Annotated in this window: 17 protein-coding genes; 6 read left to right on the top strand and 11 right to left on the bottom strand. The window is 62.1% G+C overall.

The window, feature by feature from the left end:
* Nucleotides 1-119 precede the first annotated feature (119 nt).
* Nucleotides 120-365, top strand: coding sequence for a DUF2789 domain-containing protein (locus BLS60_RS10460; protein WP_070881963.1), 246 nt, complete (start codon nucleotides 120-122; stop codon nucleotides 363-365).
* Here the strand turns inward: BLS60_RS10460 and BLS60_RS10455 are convergent.
* Nucleotides 362-553, bottom strand: coding sequence for a hypothetical protein (locus tag BLS60_RS10455; RefSeq protein WP_070881964.1), 192 nt, complete (start codon nucleotides 551-553; stop codon nucleotides 362-364). The genes BLS60_RS10460 and BLS60_RS10455 overlap by 4 nt on opposite strands.
* Before the next feature lie 117 nt (nucleotides 554-670).
* On the opposite strand from BLS60_RS10455, the gene dgt reads away from it, so the two are divergent.
* Nucleotides 671-2143 (top strand): dGTPase, encoded by a 1473-nt coding sequence (gene dgt, locus BLS60_RS10450; RefSeq protein ID WP_092367649.1) that lies wholly within the window; start codon nucleotides 671-673, stop codon nucleotides 2141-2143.
* A gap of 2 nt (nucleotides 2144-2145) precedes the next feature.
* On the opposite strand, the gene BLS60_RS10445 is transcribed toward dgt, so the two are convergent.
* The gene (locus tag BLS60_RS10445) at nucleotides 2146-2880 is read right to left on the bottom strand and encodes a sulfite exporter TauE/SafE family protein (RefSeq protein WP_092367647.1); all 735 of its coding nucleotides are present in this window, start codon (nucleotides 2878-2880) and stop codon (nucleotides 2146-2148) included.
* Between the two features lie 97 nt (nucleotides 2881-2977).
* Between BLS60_RS10445 and BLS60_RS10440 the strand changes: the two genes are divergently transcribed.
* Nucleotides 2978-3808, top strand: coding sequence for an inositol monophosphatase family protein (locus BLS60_RS10440; RefSeq protein WP_092367644.1), 831 nt, complete (start codon nucleotides 2978-2980; stop codon nucleotides 3806-3808).
* A 7-nt stretch (nucleotides 3809-3815) separates the two neighbouring features.
* On the opposite strand, the gene BLS60_RS10435 is transcribed toward BLS60_RS10440, so the two are convergent.
* The 3 genes from BLS60_RS10435 to BLS60_RS10425 form a co-directional block, all read right to left on the bottom strand.
* Nucleotides 3816-4232, bottom strand: coding sequence for a GFA family protein (locus BLS60_RS10435; protein WP_092367641.1), 417 nt, complete (start codon nucleotides 4230-4232; stop codon nucleotides 3816-3818).
* Nucleotides 4233-4513: 281 nt separating this feature from the next.
* On the bottom strand, nucleotides 4514-4795 hold the full coding sequence (locus BLS60_RS10430) for a peptidylprolyl isomerase (RefSeq protein ID WP_070881969.1): 282 nt from the start codon (nucleotides 4793-4795) through the stop codon (nucleotides 4514-4516).
* A 283-nt stretch (nucleotides 4796-5078) separates the two neighbouring features.
* Nucleotides 5079-6002, bottom strand: coding sequence for a LysR family transcriptional regulator (locus BLS60_RS10425; protein WP_092367638.1), 924 nt, complete (start codon nucleotides 6000-6002; stop codon nucleotides 5079-5081).
* 151 nt (nucleotides 6003-6153) lie between these two features.
* Between BLS60_RS10425 and BLS60_RS10420 the strand changes: the two genes are divergently transcribed.
* Together BLS60_RS10420 and BLS60_RS10415 are read left to right on the top strand one after the other, a co-directional pair.
* Nucleotides 6154-6417, top strand: coding sequence for a DUF2798 domain-containing protein (locus BLS60_RS10420; protein WP_092367635.1), 264 nt, complete (start codon nucleotides 6154-6156; stop codon nucleotides 6415-6417).
* 121 nt (nucleotides 6418-6538) lie between these two features.
* Nucleotides 6539-7576 carry a DUF2167 domain-containing protein gene (locus BLS60_RS10415; protein WP_092367632.1) on the top strand — a complete coding sequence of 346 codons (1038 nt, stop codon included), beginning with the start codon at nucleotides 6539-6541 and terminating at the stop codon, nucleotides 7574-7576.
* An 89-nt stretch (nucleotides 7577-7665) separates the two neighbouring features.
* On the opposite strand, the gene BLS60_RS10410 is transcribed toward BLS60_RS10415, so the two are convergent.
* From BLS60_RS10410 to stpA, 3 genes are all read right to left on the bottom strand, one after another.
* Complete coding sequence (locus BLS60_RS10410) at nucleotides 7666-7992, bottom strand: hypothetical protein (protein WP_070881973.1); 327 nt, start codon at nucleotides 7990-7992, stop codon at nucleotides 7666-7668.
* A gap of 489 nt (nucleotides 7993-8481) precedes the next feature.
* Entirely contained in the window at nucleotides 8482-9381 is a 900-nt protein-coding gene (locus BLS60_RS10405) for a bestrophin family protein (protein ID WP_092367629.1), read from the bottom strand.
* 79 nt (nucleotides 9382-9460) lie between these two features.
* Nucleotides 9461-10723 carry a glucosylglycerol 3-phosphatase gene (gene stpA, locus BLS60_RS10400; RefSeq protein ID WP_092367626.1) on the bottom strand — a complete coding sequence of 421 codons (1263 nt, stop codon included), beginning with the start codon at nucleotides 10721-10723 and terminating at the stop codon, nucleotides 9461-9463.
* Nucleotides 10724-10830: 107 nt separating this feature from the next.
* Here stpA and BLS60_RS10395 point away from each other — a divergent pair, with 107 nt between their 5' ends.
* Nucleotides 10831-11709: a CAP domain-containing protein gene (locus BLS60_RS10395; protein WP_092367623.1), complete on the top strand. Its 879-nt coding sequence runs from the start codon at nucleotides 10831-10833 to the stop codon at nucleotides 11707-11709.
* 112 nt (nucleotides 11710-11821) lie between these two features.
* Here BLS60_RS10395 and BLS60_RS10390 read toward each other — a convergent pair whose 3' ends face one another.
* The 3 genes from BLS60_RS10390 to BLS60_RS10380 all read right to left on the bottom strand — a co-directional run bounded on the left by BLS60_RS10390 (nucleotide 11822) and on the right by BLS60_RS10380 (nucleotide 16619).
* Complete coding sequence (locus BLS60_RS10390; protein WP_092367620.1) at nucleotides 11822-13717, bottom strand: M48 family metallopeptidase; 1896 nt, start codon at nucleotides 13715-13717, stop codon at nucleotides 11822-11824.
* A 14-nt stretch (nucleotides 13718-13731) separates the two neighbouring features.
* Nucleotides 13732-14328 (bottom strand): LemA family protein, encoded by a 597-nt coding sequence (locus tag BLS60_RS10385; RefSeq protein WP_070881978.1) that lies wholly within the window; start codon nucleotides 14326-14328, stop codon nucleotides 13732-13734.
* A gap of 101 nt (nucleotides 14329-14429) precedes the next feature.
* Nucleotides 14430-16619: a mechanosensitive ion channel family protein gene (locus BLS60_RS10380; RefSeq protein WP_476742260.1), complete on the bottom strand. Its 2190-nt coding sequence runs from the start codon at nucleotides 16617-16619 to the stop codon at nucleotides 14430-14432.
* Nucleotides 16620-16636 lie beyond the last annotated feature (17 nt).

The following is a 16636-nucleotide window of genomic DNA, read 5'->3' as shown; positions in this document are numbered from 1 at the left end:
CATAGCTGATATCGGCATCGAACTGGCAGGCCGCGCGGCTGGAGAGGTTGAACTGTCGTTCGGCTACCTCGCTCTACTCAACACTTGTACGAAAAACCACCCACTTGATGGAGAACCCCATGGAGCTTCCTAACAAAGACCTCGGCACCCTGTTCGAACAATTGGGGCTAGCGTCCGACCCCGCTAGCATCGACACCTTTATCGCCAAGCACTATCCGCTGGCCGACGACGTGAAGGTATCGGAAGCTCCATTCTGGAATCAGGCCCAGGCCGCTTTTCTCAAAGAAGAGCTGCTCGAAGACGCCGAGTGGGCGCCTGTGGTCGATGAGCTCAATGTGCGCCTGCACGAGAACAAGCCGGCTTAATCGGGCGAGGTCAGGCGTTGCAACTCACGCCTGACCATCGCGGCGTATTCGGGCGGCGACAGCTGATAGAGTTCGCTGGCCACCCAACCTAACCAGCGCGGGCCGAGAGTCGCCTGCTGAGCCAACAAGCGCTGTGCTTCACGGGTGGCTTGTTCGGCCTGCTGCTGGTGGAAATCGGCGCGGCTCATCTGTATCTCTCGTTTGCTGAATGGCAGAAGCGTACATGTTCTCCACGTGCAGGCGCTTGGTAAACCGCCTGCTGCGCGTTAGTCTCGGGCTTTCCGCGCCAGCTCGAGACGATAGCGATGCCGCCAGTGGTGAACTTCCAAGACAGGATCTGCGCATTGCGCCCTGGCGATCAGGCCGGCGGTGCAGCGGATGTTGATCTGCTCTACGCCTTCGAAAGTGATCGCGGGCGCATCATCAATTCCGCCGCGATCCGCCGCTTGCAGCAACGCACTCAGGTGTTTCCGCTGGAGCGCAACGCAGCAGTGCGCAGCCGTCTGACGCATTCCATGGAGGTGCAGCAGACCGGTCGCTTTATCGTCCGTACGCTGTATGCGCAGCTGGGTGATCGCGCTGCCGACTACGGCCTCGATGGTCTGCAGAGCGCACTGGAAAGCCTGGTGGAGATGACGTGCCTGATGCACGACATCGGCAACCCGCCGTTCGGCCATTTCGGCGAGTTCGCGATTGGTGAGTGGTTTGAAAGAGCGCTGGACGGGTTGTTCGCCGTGGCCTTGCCGCAGCCGCCGGATAACGATGAGCTGCATGCGCAGATGCGTGCCGACCTGCGCAACTTCGAAGGCAATGCCCAGGCCGTGCGGCTGGTGGTCAACCTGCAACGTTTGCGCCTCACCTACACGCAGACCGCCGGCCTGCTCAAATACCTGCGGCCCGCCTATCAACCAACGCCGGACAAGGGCAGCGCCAACGCCTACCTGAACAAGAAGCCCGGCTTCTACCTCTCCGAGGAAGGCTTCGTCGCCGGTTTGCAGCAGGCGCTCGGCCAGTGTCCAGGCACCCGCCACCCGGTGGCCTACATCATGGAAGCCGCCGACGACATCTCCTACTGCCTGGCCGACATCGAGGATTCGGTGGAGAAGGGCATCCTCGGCGTCGCCGAACTGGCTCCTCTGCTGATCGACACCTTTGCCGGCATGCAGTCGCCCGATGTGCAGATTCCGGGGTCGCGTCATTCGTTTCGTGGCCTGGTCAATCAGGCGCTGGAATCCTATCAGCAGGAAGAGATCAACAAGGCTGGCGAGTTCTTCGTCAAGCTGCGTGTCGGCATGATCCACCCGCTGGTGCAGCATGCGGCGCGGCAGTTCATCGACAATATCGAGGCGGTCTACAGCGGTACCCTCGACCGCGCGTTGATCGAGGACGACAGCCTGCCCCACGCCATCGTGCAGACGTTCAAGGACGTCGCCATGGCGCGGGTGTTCTGCCATCGCGAAGTGGAGACCCTGCAGCTGCAGGGCTATCGAATCCTTCAGGGGTTGCTGGACAACTACGGCGCCTTGCTGCGCGTCGACGCTCAGACCTTTCTTGACCTTACCGAAGGCAATTGCCGCCGCGAGGCGCACCTGCAGATGCTGGTGCGGCGCTTGCCAAGCCAGTTGCTCAAGGCCTATCGCCAGGCGGTACGTGAATGCGGCGAAGCGGATCGGGCGGCCTGGGAGTTCTACCACCGTTGCCGATTGCTGCAAGACTTCATCAGCGGCATGACCGACCAGCACGCCCAGGATGAGTACCGCACGCTATCGGCGCTGTAGTCTCAGATGTTCTTCCAGATCAGCTGCAGCCCCGCGATCAGCATGCCGATGCGGGCAATACGGTAGAACCAGGTGTGGTTGATGCGCGATTGCAGCCACAAGCCCGTCCACACGCCGAGCGGCACGATGGGTGCGAGCATCAGGCTGAGCAGCAGGTTTTCCCGGGTGAACTGGCCGAGCCAGGTGTAGGGAATCAGCTTCATGGCATTGGTCAGCAGGAAGAACAGGTTGATGGTCGCCACGTAACGCAGTTTCTCCAACTGCTGGGGCAGCAAATGCATCATCACCGGCGGCCCGCCGGCGTGGGCGACGAAGCTGGTGAAGCCGGCCAGTGATGACAGAATCAGGCCGCGTCTGGGCTGCAGCGGTCTTGGCGCCGGGTCGCTCTTGAGCAGCCCGAGGAGCACGAAGGAAATGGCGATGATGCCGATCAGCAGGCCGATAAGGTTGTCGTTGAGCAGTTCGAAGGTCAGCGAGCCGATACCAATGCCTATTATCGCGCCGGGCAGCATGACCTTGAGGTTGGCAACGTCCCACTTTCCCCAGTAAGCCTTGAGGCCGACCACGTCGGCCAGGCAGAGTATCGGCAGCATCACCGCCACCGCTTGCATTGGCGACGTAGCCAGGGCCAGCAGTGGCACCGCGATGCCGCCAAGGGCGCCGCCAAAGCCGCCTTTGGAAAGGCCGGTGAGAAAAACCGCCGGAATGGCGAACAGCAGCAGGTCGGCGAGAGTCATTGCATGGCAGCCCGATCAGGAAGCGCGCAGGGTAGAGGCTGTTGCCGCTGCCTCGCAAGCCGCCCATTCATACCGTCACCAAGGAGCACACCCGAACATGCCCAGCGCCAGTGAACTCGCCGATCTCGATGTGACCCTGACCGCTCGTTACGACTTCGCCAAGTGTGTTGCTCTGGCCGCTGCCGAGCGCGGCATGGCCTACTATGCGCGCCGCCGTAGTCTCATTGTCGAGCACAAGGGTGGCGATATGCAGGACGTGGTGAGCATCGCCGATCAGGATGTCGAGACCTTTATCCGTGGCGAGCTCGCAGCGCATTTTCCCGAGGATGGGATCGTCGGTGAGGAGGGTGGCAGCGGCGGCTTGCAGGCGCGCTGCATCTGGGTCATCGACCCTATCGACGGCACCGCGTGCTTTCTCAACGGCTTGCACAATTGGTGCGTTTCCATCGGCCTGCTGGTCGACGGCGAGCCGCTGCTCGGTGCGATTGCCGACCCCAATCATGACGAGCTGTTCCACGGTTTCATCGGGCACGGCGCGTTCGTCAACGACACGCCGCTGAAAGCTCACGACGCAGTGCATGTGCGTGAAGGTCTGGTCGGTGTCGGCACCACGCACCGTGCGGGAAAAGAGCATTTCCTGCCTTTTCTGAGTGGCCTGCTGGATGAGGGCGGCATGTTCGTGCGCAATGGCTCCGGCGCGTTGATGACGGCCTACGTCGCGGCCGGGCGCTTGATCGGATACTACGAAACTCACCTCAAGAGTTGGGATTGCCTGGCCGGCCTGGTGCTGGTGCGCGAAGCAGGTGGCCGGCACAACGATTTTCTACGCGGCGACGGGTTGCTTGGCGGCAACCCGTATCTGGTTGCAGCGCCCGGGGTCTATGCGCAGCTGGCAGCTCTGATAGGCCCATCACTGGACGCTGAGTGAACCAAGGTCAGGTTTGCCCGAATTCTGCGAACAGCTGCTCGCCCGTCAACTCACGCGTCTGGTTGGCGAAGCAGTAATAGTCCGGTTTGGCATCGATAAACACCTGGCTTTCGAAACGCCAGCTGTCCTCGCCCTCGAGCACACCGACCGGCACGGCATACATGTCGGCACTTTTCAGGCGATAGAACAGGTGCGTGCCACACTCGCTGCAGAACCCCCGCTCTGCCCACTCGGACGAGGCATAAACGCGCACATTCCGTTCGCTGTTGAACCGCGCGGCCTTGCCTTCGACCACCAGCAGCGGCCCGCCGCCCCATTTACGACAAGTAGCGCAGTGGCAAGCGCTGACGACTGGCTGTTCGATCTCTAACGTCAGGGTGACGGCACCGCACAGGCAGCTGCCGCGTTTTTCCATATGAGCCATGATGGATGCTCCTCGCGATGAATTCCCAGCTTAGATCGTCCCGCCACGATAGGGCCGCAGAGCAGACGAAGGGCGTGCCGGTCAGCGGCTCGATAAACTTTGGGGCGTGATGCGGATGCAGGGTTTGCGATGCGCACAGGCTGATCATCTCGTGGCACGCACAATTGCCGACAAGCAAAGCGGTAGCGAGGGGGCGCTGGCGGTTAACCGAAGGGAATTGGCCGGTCTGGCCGAGCCGTGAAGCAGAGGCCTGGTGCCGGGCGGCACCAGGCGCAGGGTGATCAGTCCTGGCGGCTGGTCACTTCGAGCAAGTGATAACCGAACTGGGTTTTCACCGGGCCTTGAACCACGTTGATCGGGGCGCTGAACACGACTGTGTCGAATTCCTTGACCATCTGGCCTGGGCCGAACGAGCCCAGGTTGCCGCCGTCACGGCTGGACGGGCAGCTGGAGTTGTCTTTGGCGACCTGGGCGAAATCAGCACCACCTTCAATCGCGGCTTTCAGTTCGTTGCACTTATCTTCGGTGGAAACCAGGATGTGGCGGGCAGTGGCTTTGGCCATGGGGGAATCACTCCATTCAAATGAGCTGCCGAGCCTACCGGATTCACCCGGCGAGTCAAATTCGTCGAAAGCCTGTGCAGGGTTCCCGCGCGCTTGAACGGGCGCTACGCAAGAGCTGCACCCTCAGCGAAGACAGACGAAGAAGCGCTGGGCGTTGCGGGTATCTTACCGGCAGTAAATGAACGCTGAATCGGAGCAGCGCTAGCACGCATCCGCCGCAAGCGACTTGCCGAGCCCGCTTGCAACGCAGAGTGGCCGACGCGCGGTAGCCGTTGCGCAGGTGCTAGGGCCGCCACTCATGGCGCAGGTTGCCATGCAGGTGCTCGATGAACGCGCGCACCTTGGGGGTTAGCTCGTAGCGGTCGCGTACGCACAGGTAGTAGTCCAGGGGCTCGCTCAGCGCCTGGCTGGCCGAGGGGTGCGGGACGCTGAACAAGGCCTCTAGCTGGCCGCTTGCGAGGTACGGCTCGGCGACGAAAGCCGCGAGGCGGGTGATACCGCCGCCGTTGGCCGCGACCCGGGCGAGCACGTCGATGTCGTCGCTGACCAGTGCCACGCGAATCTGCGCCTCGAAGCCAATGCCGTCGCGCATGAAGCGCCAGGGCATCAGACGACCATCCGCCGCGACCTTGAAGGCCAGGCAGTCATGTTCGCGCAGATCATCGGGGCTGGTCGGCGCGCCGGCTTTGCGCAGGTAAGCGGGCGATGCGCAGTAGATCGATGGCACGCTGGCAATATGTCGCGCCACCAGACCATCTTCCAGCTGCGCTGGAATGCGCACACTGACGTCCACCGATTCCTGGATATGGTTAACGCTGCGGTCGGTGGTGATCAGCTCGCAGGCGATATGCGGGTAGCGCGCCGTGAAGGTCGGTAGCAGAGGCGCCAGCACATGGCGGCCAAAGGCCGCGCTGGACGCGATGCGCAAGCGGCCCCGCGGGGCGTCGTGACCTTGGGTGGCGGCACTGCGGGCCAACTCGAGGTCACTCAGTACATCGCGCACCTGCTCGTAATACAGCACGCCACTGTCGGTGAGTGCCAGGCTCCGCGTGGTGCGAGTCAGCAGGCGCACGCCCAGCGAGGCCTCCAGCCTGGCGATGTTCTGGCTTGCGGCCGCCGCGCTGATCCCCAGTAAGCGGGCGCCTGCAGCGATGCTGCCGGTCTCCACCGCCTTCACGAAACTCTCGATACCGCGCAACGTATCCAAGGCTAAAGCTTTCAACCGAAGTGGCTATTGATAAGGTTTGCTTGATACTGACCTTACCTGTAGCCCGCTACCGCAAGCAACGGGCAATCCTGATAATGGCCGCCGATGTGGCCTGCAACGGCGCTTTTCGCTTATCTCAAGGATGTTATCCATGCACGAATCAACGCTTCGCCCCGCTCGCCGAAACTGGAAGCTGCCTGCCCGGCTGACGCCTGTCGCCTTTGCCTTCTTCATGTCCGGGATCATGGCGTTTCTCATGTGCCTGGTGATTACGGCGACCAACCGTGGCTTGAGCGATGGTTACCTGTCAGCCGTGCTGGACGCTTACGCGCTGGCCATGCCCGTGGCATTCCTCTGCGTAATGGGCGTGAGGCCGATCGTGATGCATCTGGTACGGCTCTCCGTGCGCTCGTGAGCGGCTCGCGGAAGGCAGCAGCTTTGTGAGGTGTATCTGGAAATGACAGGAAGTTACCAAATGATTCGGCGCTAAATGATAGGCTTGGCGCCTGAAATTCAAGCCAATCATGGAGTGTTACATGTACAAGGAGTTGATGCTGGCCAGCCTGCTGGCTGCGGTTGTTCCCCTGAGCTGGGCCGATCAGGCCCCAGCCACGCCGCAGCAGCAGGAGGCGCCCGTTGCCGAACCGGCTGATGACGGCACCATCAGTGAAGAGCAGTTCCTCGATAGTCTTACTTTCCGTTCCGGCAACGTGGTGGTTGGCAGCAACCTGGCGACCCTCGATCTTCCCGAAAACCTGGTGTTCCTCGACGGCGCCGATGCCGAGCGCGTGCTGGTCGAGGCCTGGGGCAACCCGCCTGACGAAAAGCTGCCTTTGGGCATGATCCTGCCCAAAGGCGTGTCACCGCTGGCTGACGAGTCTTGGGCGGTGACTGTCGAGTACGAGGAAAACGGCTACGTCTCCGACGAGGACGCCGCGGATATCAACTACGACGACATGCTCAAGGACCTGCAGGACGGCGCCGAGGCCGAGAACGCATGGCGCGCCGAAAACGGTTACGAGCCTATCGCCATTGTCGGCTGGGCATCGGCACCGCACTACGATGCCGAGGGCAAGAAGCTGCACTGGGCCAAAGAAGTGAAGTTTGGCGACAGCGATGAGCACATTCTCAACTACAACATCCGCGTGCTGGGCCGCAAAGGCGTGCTGGTGCTGAACTTCATCGCCGGCATGCACCAGTTGCCGCAGATCGAAGAGAACCTGCCGGCGGTGTTGGCGATGACCGATTTCAACGATGGCAACCGCTACGCCGACTTCAATCCCGACCTCGACCAGGTGGCTGCCTACGGCCTTGGCGCGCTGATCGCGGGTAAGGCCGCAGCCAAGGTCGGCCTGTTCGCTGCCGCCCTGATCCTGCTCAAAAAGGCCTGGTTCCTGCCCGTGCTGCTGATCGGCTGGGTATGGCGGCGCATGAGTGGAAAGAACAAGCAACCTCAACCCGTGGCTGTGGAGCCGCAAGTTCAACCTGAGACCAAGCCCAAGGCCGAGGCCGCGCCGGAGCGGACGTCCAGTGTGATGGATCTGAACAACCCGCGTGATGACGACAAGCGCTGACAGCCTTGTCGCTCTGACAAAGCCCCGGCCAATGCCGGGGCTTTTTATTGCTCGATCGTAGCGAGGCGTCGTTTCTGCGCGATGAGCTTTCAGCAATAGCGGTCGAGCAGGCGATCCTGACGAGCTTGCTGGCCCTGCCACTCATGCTCGAGGGTGCTAAGCACATTTCTCAGGAAATGTCGGTCGGCAGCGGCGCGGCGACCGACATAACCCTGACCACGGCGGTAGGTGCGCAGGCGAGTGCGCATCGTCGGGCGCTGGCTCACGAACGCGCACTCATCCTGGTCCGCCGGCAAGCAGTCGATACGTACTTCGCCGGATTCGCATACCCACAGAATGTGGTTGTCGAGGCTGTCCTTGCGCGTGGCGAACAGTTGGGCGAGTTCTTCGATGGTGGGTTGTTTGTTCAGGTTCATGGCGTGTACCCCTTCATTCTTTGATCTGTCTAGGGCTGCCGCGTGGCGTGCGGTGCCGTCGTTGCCCGTGGCGTTTGAGTGCTGCCGATAAGCGTGTAGCGACAGATGGATAGCGCTACGCGGAACGGCTAACCGAGGTCGGGCAGGCAGGGGAAAGGAGGTGGCGAAGACGTGACGGATGCAGGTGATCCGCAGATCAGCCACAGGCATCATGACAATGTCTCGCAAACACCCTCGTCCGTGCGGACGCTCGACTTCATCAATCTGCCTTGTGGGCAGTACATATCGTGGAACGCTCGGCTGGTGTTACCGAGCTTGCCCAAGTGCCCTTGTCAGGGCTCCCGTCAGGGGAGGCAGGTCCATCATGCAAAAGCGGACAGAGGCCGTCAACAGTTTTGTAGTGTTATTTTTAATCCACTACATAATTGCCGATAAACAGCTGGAGACCCCGTATTGTCGAGCCTGCAGCGTCTGAAAGTGACTTTGCAGTCATTGCGTTATGAGGCGGCCGTCGCGTTCGCGCTGCGCATCACGCTGCATCGATTCGAGGTTCTTTTCGATGGTCTCGCACAGCGCGTCCATCTGGATCTGATGCTCACTGACCTTGAACGGGCTCTGCAGGTCGGTGCCTACCCGCTCGATTGCCAACAGCATGAAGCCGACCACGGTAGAGGCCAGTGGCGTGAACCACTCCAGGGTTTCCACCAGGCCGATGGGCACAATCAGGCAAAACAGGGTAATGAACAGGCGCGGGAAATACACGTAGGGATAGGGCAGCGGGGTATTGGCGATTCGTTCCAGGCCGCCCTGGCAGTTGGACACATCGACCAGGGTGGATTCGAGGCGAGCCAGGCGGATGCTATCCAGCCGGCCGGCCTTGTATTCGTTGGCCAGCAGGGCAGCGGAGCCATTGAGAATATCGTTGGGAAAATTATTGGTGGTATGCCGCCGCTCGAACTCGTCGGCTGCCACGAACGCGCGGACTTCTTCATCGCAGGGCTCGTTTCGCAGGCTCGCCGACAGGCTTCGGATGTAGGCGACATGGCGGCGCAGCAGCACCACTTTGACTGGGTTGCCACCGCCGTGGTCATCGATCAGCGTCAGTACCTGGCGCGCCAGGCTGCGTGAGCTGTTGATCAGCCCGCCCCAGATGGTGCGCGCTTCCCACCACCGGTTGTAGGCACTGCTGTTACGAAAGCTGGTGAGCACCACCAGCGCGGAGCCGAGCAGGGTCAGCGGCATCGAGGGCATGGTGATCTTGCGGTCCAGGAACAGCATGTAGTCCACGGTAACGATAATGTCCCAGATCAACAGCCAGAACAGTGACCAGCCGACGTAGCCGAACGTTTTCAGAAGATAGCGGTAGCCGCGGGTGATGGAGTGGCGCACGGGGTTTCTCTGCGAGCAATGAAGGCGAAAGCGCAGAGCTTCGAACGTGCAGGCACGGCAAGGTTCTCGGGTTTCGCAATCAGCGCGTGAGACGTGCCTCGGCGAGGGCGCAGAAGAAGCCGATGTATTGCGCAGGGCCGCCGAGGAAAACGCTGTTTATGCGTAATGGATCATCTGCATCGGTGATGCCTTGCAATGCCGGCCAGGGCTCGCCCGGCTGGGCGCGCAGATAATCGCCATGCACGCCTGGACGCTGTACCTCGCCGTGGCTGCTGTCGATGTACAGCACGCGGTTGTCCTGTTCGAACGCGACGCCCAACGCCTGCACAAGCGTCAGAAAACCACGGTCGCTGCCACCGCGCAGCCAGGTAGCCGCGTCGCGCTCATCTGGTGAGCTGGTCAGGGTGTCACCGACACCGACCAGGCGTGGCATGTGGGCGGGATCAAAACGCTCAACGGCCAGTTGCAGGAGCGCATCGCTGTTGCTCGGAGCCTCGCGCACGTTGAAGTCCTCGCCCAGCGGGTAGACGCCCGTGCGCTGCTGGTAGACGCGGTTGAGAATAACCAGCACACCTGCTTCCTTGACGGCGCCGCGCAGCATGAACTGCAAATCCGTGGTTCCGGCGCTGCCAGCTTGGGCTGGGCGCATGCGCTCGCGGCCGGCAGCATCACGGCCAAGATTGGGCGCGTAATGGATGAAGAACGAGCGCTGCAGGCCTCGTCTCGCCGCCTCGCCGAGCAGTTGTTGAAGCAGTTCGGCGCTATCCGCCTGCAATTGGCCGTAAAGCGCAGGCTGAGCGTGCCAATGGTGGTAGAAGGCGTTGATATTGAGCGTCGGCGATACAGGATTGTCGAGCACGCTGCTCGCCAGCAGAGGGGCGATGGTCGCTCGATCCAGGCTGTAGGGTGGCCGGCTCAGCAGTCGCTGTAGTGATTCGGTCAGGAACCGTGGCGCCTCAGTAAGAAACGCCAGTTCCTCGGCACTGACGCCGGGGTGTGAGACCTGCCCGTAGCGGTCCTGCAATTGCACGCCACCGGCGGCCAGCCCCGGCAGATAGAGCCCCTGGTCACGGCAGTCGCTCACTGCGCCAACCGTCTGCTCGACAAGGCTATTCACGCCTCTGCTACCGATATGCTCGCCGTTGGTCAGTACCTGGAAATGTCCATCCAGTTGGCGCGCCGCAAGGATGTAGTGGTGTGGCAAAGTGCGGGTGAGCGGGTCGCGCACCAGATCCATGCAGACGCCATCCAGGTCCTGGATAATCAGTAGGTTATCGGTGCTGACAAGGCTGTCGAGCAGCGGTGCGCAATCAAGGCTAAATACGCAATCGTTCACAATCATGGGCTCGAGTCTAACGTGGTTTCATGCCATCGGGCGATTAGCTGAAGCGTTTCGCTCAACCCAGTGTCAATGTTCAGATAAGCAGTGCGGATCAAGAGGAAGCATGGATGAGTGATTCACCCAAGCACGTTCGGCAAGTGGCCGCTGTAGTGATGCTGCTTTGCACGAGCGCCGTCGGTAGCGCATGGGGCGATGATTCGGAGCAGTTGACCAGGCTGATCAACAACTACCGTGAAATGGGGCAAGGCTGTGACGGCCAGCCAAGCCCGGCCGCCGGCCCGCTGGCACCGGATCGTCGCCTGGCCGGGCAACGGGCGAACTCCTCCGAGCAGTTGCAACAGGCGCTTCAGCAAGCCGGCTATCAGGCCGCTGCCGTGCAGCTGATCCGCGTCACCGGGCCGACCAGTGCCGAGGCGGCGATGGTCATGCTGCGTCAGTCTTACTGCAAGCAATTGCTGGATGCACAGTTTGCCGATGTCGGCGTGTTGCATGAAGGCAACAGCTGGCAGGTTGTGCTCGGCCGCGCGCTGCTGCCGGCCAGGCTCGGCGACTGGCAGGAGGAGGGCAAGGCGATTCTTGCCGCCGTCAATCAGGCCCGCGGCGCTGCACGACGCTGTGGCGACCAGCCTTTTGATGCCGCCGAGCCGCTGACTTGGAGCGAACCCCTCGGCCAGGCCGCGCTGGCCCATAGCCGTGACATGGCGATGAACAGCCTGTTCAGCCACCAGGGCAGCGACCGCAGCCTGGTGGGCGCTCGCGCCACGGCCGCTGGTTATGCTTGGACGGTGATCGGCGAGAACATTGCCGCTGGCCAGGGCCGGGCGAAGCAGGTCGTCGAAGGTTGGCTGGCCAGCCCTTCGCACTGCTACAACCTGATGAATCCGGACTTCCGCGAGATGGGCGCGGCGTACGCCAGCAACCCGCAAAGCCAGGCGACTATCTACTGGACGCAGGTCTTCGGAGCCGTGGGTCGTTCAGGGCTCTGACTATCACGAGGCAGAGCCCTGTCATGGTCAACCAGGCGCGGGGGGCGCGTAGCGAACGTTTTGTTGTCCATCCTTGCATAGGCGGTGACGCATCGAGCGACAGCCACGCGCTTTAAGCCGGTGCCGCTTCCAGGTGATCACTCAGCAGCGGCGGCATCGGGCAATCCAACGTATCGGCCACGGCGCGCATCAACTCAGCTTCGCTGGCGCTGATGCGGCCGTCCTGCTCGATGCAGCGTGCCATGGCCTTTAACAGCTGCGGCTTTTGCAGCGGGCGCATCTGATTGAGCCGATGGAGCGCAGCGTTGAGTTCAGTGACGCTGGCTTCGGGCTGCTCGGCGAAAATTCTCGGGGTAAAAGGCAGGGTACTCCAGGCAGCCTGGAAGGCTTCGGACGCAGCGTGTTCGTGGCTGCTGCCGTGGCGCGCCAAGGCCGCCAACAGCACACAACTTTCATTACCCAGCGAGGCCAACGGCAAGCGGCCATCGACCGTGCGCTGCATGCCCAGGTTGCGTTCGACGATGCGCAGCAACGCCCATTCGATCAGGTCCAGTTGCTTGGTGCTGATCAACAGCGTGCCGATATCGCGCTTGAGGGTGACGAAATCCTGCGGCTCGAGTTGCTTGAGTGCCGGTATCGACAACTCCAGCAATGGCAGGCGTCGGCCAGCCGGCAATTGTTGCAGCGCGCTGCCCAGGTCCAGCAGGCGGTCAAAGATAAGCGGTGCGAGGTTCGCCTGCATCCAACTCATGCGTTGCTGGCGCGTATCCGCGTCGTGGCCGAGTAGCAGGCCGTAGAGGATCGCCAAGGCACCGTGCGGGTCGTGAGCCGCGTCGCGCAGTCGCTCGTCTATCTGCGCCAGGCTGTCTCGCGCTTCATCGATATGCAGCGATTGCGGCTCGCCTATGCTGGCGATGGCCACGCCTGCCGCCGCCGCGCTGAAGCCTGCCGTGGCCTCGTTTGACTCCGATGGTGGCTGAGCGGGGCGTTCGAAAACTTCGTCACCCAGCACCACGCCGTCCCAGTTCGGATCGATACGACGGATGCGCTCTTCCAGCGGCGGATGGGTGGCCATCATCTTGCTCAGCGCCAGGCCCTGGCCGAAATACATGTGGCTGTACTCCGCCGCATGGCTGGCTTCGAGCTGCGAGCCGCGGCCGAGTTTCTTCAGCGCGCCGGCGATACCGTTAGGGTTGCGGGTGTATTGCACCGCCGAGGCATCGGCGAGAAATTCGCGCTGGCGGCTCACGGCCGCCTTGATCAGGTTACCGAAGAAGGTGCCGGCGTAGCCGATGATCAGCAACGCCAGGCCGACCACCATGACCAAGGCGACGGCATTGCCACGACCCTTGTCGTTGGAACTGCTGCGCGGCGCATGGCGGGTGTGGCTGCCGCCGCGCAACACCAGTTCGCCGATCAGCCCGAGCAGTAGAATGCCGTTGAGCACTGCGACCAGGCGGGTATTGAGGCGCATGTCGCCGTGCAGGATATGGCTGAATTCGTGGGCAATCACGCCTTGTAGCTCGTCACGGGTGAGCGTCTCGATGGCCCCGCGGGTCACGCCGATCACCGCATCCTCGGGGCGCAAGCCCGCTGCAAAAGCGTTGATCGAGGTTTCTTCGAGCAAGTACACCGGCGGCACCGGCACGCCTGCAGCCAGCGCCATCTCTTCCACTACGTTGAGCACGCGCTGTTCGTGCAAGCCCTGCGGTTTGAGATTGAGCAGGCGCCCGCCCAACCGTTCGGCGACCACCTTGCCGCCAGCACTTAGCTGCAGGGCCTTGAATGCCCAGCCAAGGAACACCACGCCGACCACCACTAGCGCCACGCTACCGAGCAGCTGCGCATTGAGCGCCTGCAGGCTGTAGTTGCCGTACTGGTAGACCTGCCAGGCGATGGCTATCACCAACGTGGTGGTGCCGATCAGGGTGATCACCGCCAGCACCATCAGCATGAGCAGGCGCCCGGTGTTGCGCCGGGCGCGGTCTTGTTGTTCGAAAAAATCCATCTAATCCGCCGCGCTTAGAACGAGACTTTCGGAGCTTCCTGAATCGCCGCGCTGTCGGCGAACTCGAGCAGTGCGGCGTCGCTACCGTGGCCGAACGCACCGGCCAGCACCACCGGCGGAAAGCTCTGGCGGTAGGCGTTGTAGGCGGTTACCGCGTCGTTATAGGCCTGGCGGGCGAACGCTACCTTGTTCTCGGTGCTGGTCAGTTCTTCGCTGAGCTGCTGCATGTTCTGCGATGCCTTGAGATCCGGGTACGCTTCAACCGTGACGTTGAGGCGGCCCATGGCATTTTTCAGCACGCCTTCAGCGTTGGCCAGCAGGTTCATGCTTTGCGCGTCGCCGGGGTTTTGCGAGGCCTGCTTGAGGCCTTCGACCGCGCCGTTGCGTGCCGCGATCACCGCTTCCAGGGTTTCACGCTCATGGCTCAGGTAGCCCTTGGCAGTTTCCACCAAGTTGGGAATCAGGTCGTAGCGGCGCTTGAGCTGCACCTCGATCTGCGCGAAGCCGTTCTGGTAACGATTGCGCAGGCTGACCAGGCGGTTGTAGATACTGATCACGTAAACGACCACAGCGACCAGCACGGCAATGATGATCAGGGTGGAAATATCCATGGGATGTCCCTATCGATTGGCAAGTGTGCCGCCATGGTAGCGGAAAGTATGCAACCTGTATGGGCGAGACCGGGCTCGCCCATCGGGATGTGCGCTGGTTCCTACTGGTCAGCCGGATGCGGCTGGCTGGCATGGTTACTCTGGTGCGTCGGGCTGACGGCGGTCATCTGGATATTCAAACGCGGCGTCGCGAGGCTCAGCCCGGATTCGTCGAGGTGACGCTTGAGTGCCAGGTTGAACGCACGTGACACGTCCCACTGCTTGATCGGCGCGGTCTTGAAGCGTGCACGCAGCACCGCGTTGCCCGACTCGAAACTTTCCACGCCTTGAATCTCCAACGGCGACCAGATGTTGCGGCGCATCAGCACATCGTTGCGCAGCTCGGTGGCCACATCGCGCAGCAACTTGATGGCCGCGTCGATGTTCATGTCGTGGGGCACCGCAACGCGGAAGATCGCGTAGCCGAATTCGCGCGAGTAGTTCTTGATGCTCTTGATTTCGCTGAACGGGATGGTATGCACGATGCCGTCGATATCGCGCAGGCGCACCGTGCGAATGGTCAGCCCTTCGACAGTGCCAAGGTGGCCGCCGACATCGACGTAATCGTCGATCGCCAGGGAATCCTCGATGATGATGAACAGCCCGGTGATCAGATCCGCTACCAGCGATTGCGCGCCGAAGCCGATGGCCAGGCCGATGACGCCGGCACCGGCTAGCAGCGGGGTGACGTTCATGCCCATGTTGGCCAGGGCGACGATGGCGGCAATGATGAAGATAGTGATGAACAGCACGTTGCGGATCAACGGCATCATGGTCTGCGCACGGGCGTTGGTCTGGCCCTTGCGCGATCGCGTCAGCGCGTGATGAACCGCAGTGTCGCTGAGAATCCACACCAACCAGCCGCAGGCCAGGGTGGCTGCCAGGCCAATGAACTTAAGGCTGATCTCATGGCCGTCACCTTCGGCAAATCGGATCAGTGAGAACCCCCATACCCGCAGCCCCAGCTCGAGGAAGAACAGCCAGATAGCCACGCTCAGCAAGGCATGGAAGAAATTCTGGAAGCGTTCGAAATAGGCTGCATGGCGGCGATGACGCAGGCGCGTCCTGAGCATGCGCCGGCGGATCAGGCCGTTGATCACCATGCAGGTCACCAGCAGCACGGTACATACCAGTGCCTGGCGAAATGCCGTGCTGGTATCGCCTGCGGAGACGAAGGTGGCAGCCAGGGAAATCGCCACCAGCGCCAGTGCCGGCAGGTACCAGAAGCTGCCGAGCAGCTCGACCGTCTCGCTGATGCCGCGTTGCTTGAGGCGGCGCTCCAGCGGTTGGTTGCGCATCAGGTGAGCGATCGGGCGGCGGAAGCGCAGGATGAACAGCCCGGAGCACAAGGCTGCCAGCACATTGGTCAGCGTAGCGGTGGTGTGGGCCAGGTTGGCGCCAAGGCTGGCGACCAGACGTGGGTCGCTCAGCGCTTCACCGAACGCCGCGAAGCTGCCGATCAACCACAATGGCCGGAACGCGCGACGGCGGAGAATGTGCAGGGCGGTGCGCCGGTGCGGGCCGTCGAGTAGCGAGAAACCGATCACGCAGATCGCCGAAAAACAGGTACCCACTACCAGCGCGTAGGCGAGCACCATCGCCAGATCACGGCCCAGCGAGGCGGGCAGTACGTAGCTCAGATAGCCGGTGATCAGCAGTGCGGCGAACCACGGCCCGAGCTTGCGCAAGGCAAAGCGCAGCAGGTCACTGGGTCGCGGGCTTTGCGGCAACTCCTCGGCCAGCCCGAAGCGGGTGCGCACCTGATGGCTCAGCGCGCGCAAACCGAAAGCCAGCAGGCTCCAGACGCCAAGAATCAGTGCGAAGTTGCTGATCAGCGCCAGACGCTCCCCGGCTTCTGGCATCAACTCGGCCAGCTCATGTTTGCTGCGGGCGATTTCCAGTTGCCAGCGCGCCAGCGGGCTGTGCTCGCCGGAAAATTGCTTCTCGATGCCTGAAAGCGTACTGCCAATCAGCCCGAGCACGCCGTCACGCACATCGGGCTGCGCCTGTTGAGTGCCGTCGCGCAGGGTTTTCAAGTCATTGAGCAGCTGGGTGCGCTGCTTGTCGTTTTCCAGCGACTGGATCACCTCATCCAGCGAGCGGTCCAGGGTCTGCTCTGCCGAGGGCTGCGGATTCTGGCTGCCAGTGCTGGGAAACAGCCCGGGAATGCCTGCCGCGTGTACCGCGAAGCAGGGCAGGGCCAAGAGCACCAGCAACAGGAAACGTGGCAGCAGGTTGTTCAGGCGGGTCACGCGCCAGTTCTCCATCA

This window comes from Phytopseudomonas seleniipraecipitans (assembly GCF_900102335.1).
Classification (GTDB): domain Bacteria; phylum Pseudomonadota; class Gammaproteobacteria; order Pseudomonadales; family Pseudomonadaceae; genus Aquipseudomonas; species Aquipseudomonas seleniipraecipitans.
The sequence above is the reverse complement of the archived record's forward strand: the minus strand, read 5'-3'. Positions and strand labels throughout refer to the sequence as shown.

Coding starts and splice junctions, on each gene's coding strand:
- BLS60_RS10410 (WP_070881973.1), bottom strand. CDS start 7,992: ATGAACCTGAACAAACAACCCACCATCGAAGAACTCGCCCAACTGTTC.
- BLS60_RS10390 (WP_092367620.1), bottom strand. CDS start 13,717: ATGGATTTTTTCGAACAACAAGACCGCGCCCGGCGCAACACCGGGCGC.
- BLS60_RS10455 (WP_070881964.1), bottom strand. CDS start 553: ATGAGCCGCGCCGATTTCCACCAGCAGCAGGCCGAACAAGCCACCCGT.
- BLS60_RS10385 (WP_070881978.1), bottom strand. CDS start 14,328: ATGGATATTTCCACCCTGATCATCATTGCCGTGCTGGTCGCTGTGGTC.
- stpA (WP_092367626.1), bottom strand. CDS start 10,723: ATGATTGTGAACGATTGCGTATTTAGCCTTGATTGCGCACCGCTGCTC.
- BLS60_RS10395 (WP_092367623.1), top strand. CDS start 10,831: ATGAGTGATTCACCCAAGCACGTTCGGCAAGTGGCCGCTGTAGTGATG.
- BLS60_RS10440 (WP_092367644.1), top strand. CDS start 2,978: ATGCCCAGCGCCAGTGAACTCGCCGATCTCGATGTGACCCTGACCGCT.
- BLS60_RS10435 (WP_092367641.1), bottom strand. CDS start 4,232: ATGGCTCATATGGAAAAACGCGGCAGCTGCCTGTGCGGTGCCGTCACC.
- BLS60_RS10445 (WP_092367647.1), bottom strand. CDS start 2,880: ATGACTCTCGCCGACCTGCTGCTGTTCGCCATTCCGGCGGTTTTTCTC.
- BLS60_RS10420 (WP_092367635.1), top strand. CDS start 6,154: ATGCACGAATCAACGCTTCGCCCCGCTCGCCGAAACTGGAAGCTGCCT.
- dgt (WP_092367649.1), top strand. CDS start 671: ATGCCGCCAGTGGTGAACTTCCAAGACAGGATCTGCGCATTGCGCCCT.
- BLS60_RS10460 (WP_070881963.1), top strand. CDS start 120: ATGGAGCTTCCTAACAAAGACCTCGGCACCCTGTTCGAACAATTGGGG.
- BLS60_RS10430 (WP_070881969.1), bottom strand. CDS start 4,795: ATGGCCAAAGCCACTGCCCGCCACATCCTGGTTTCCACCGAAGATAAG.
- BLS60_RS10415 (WP_092367632.1), top strand. CDS start 6,539: ATGTACAAGGAGTTGATGCTGGCCAGCCTGCTGGCTGCGGTTGTTCCC.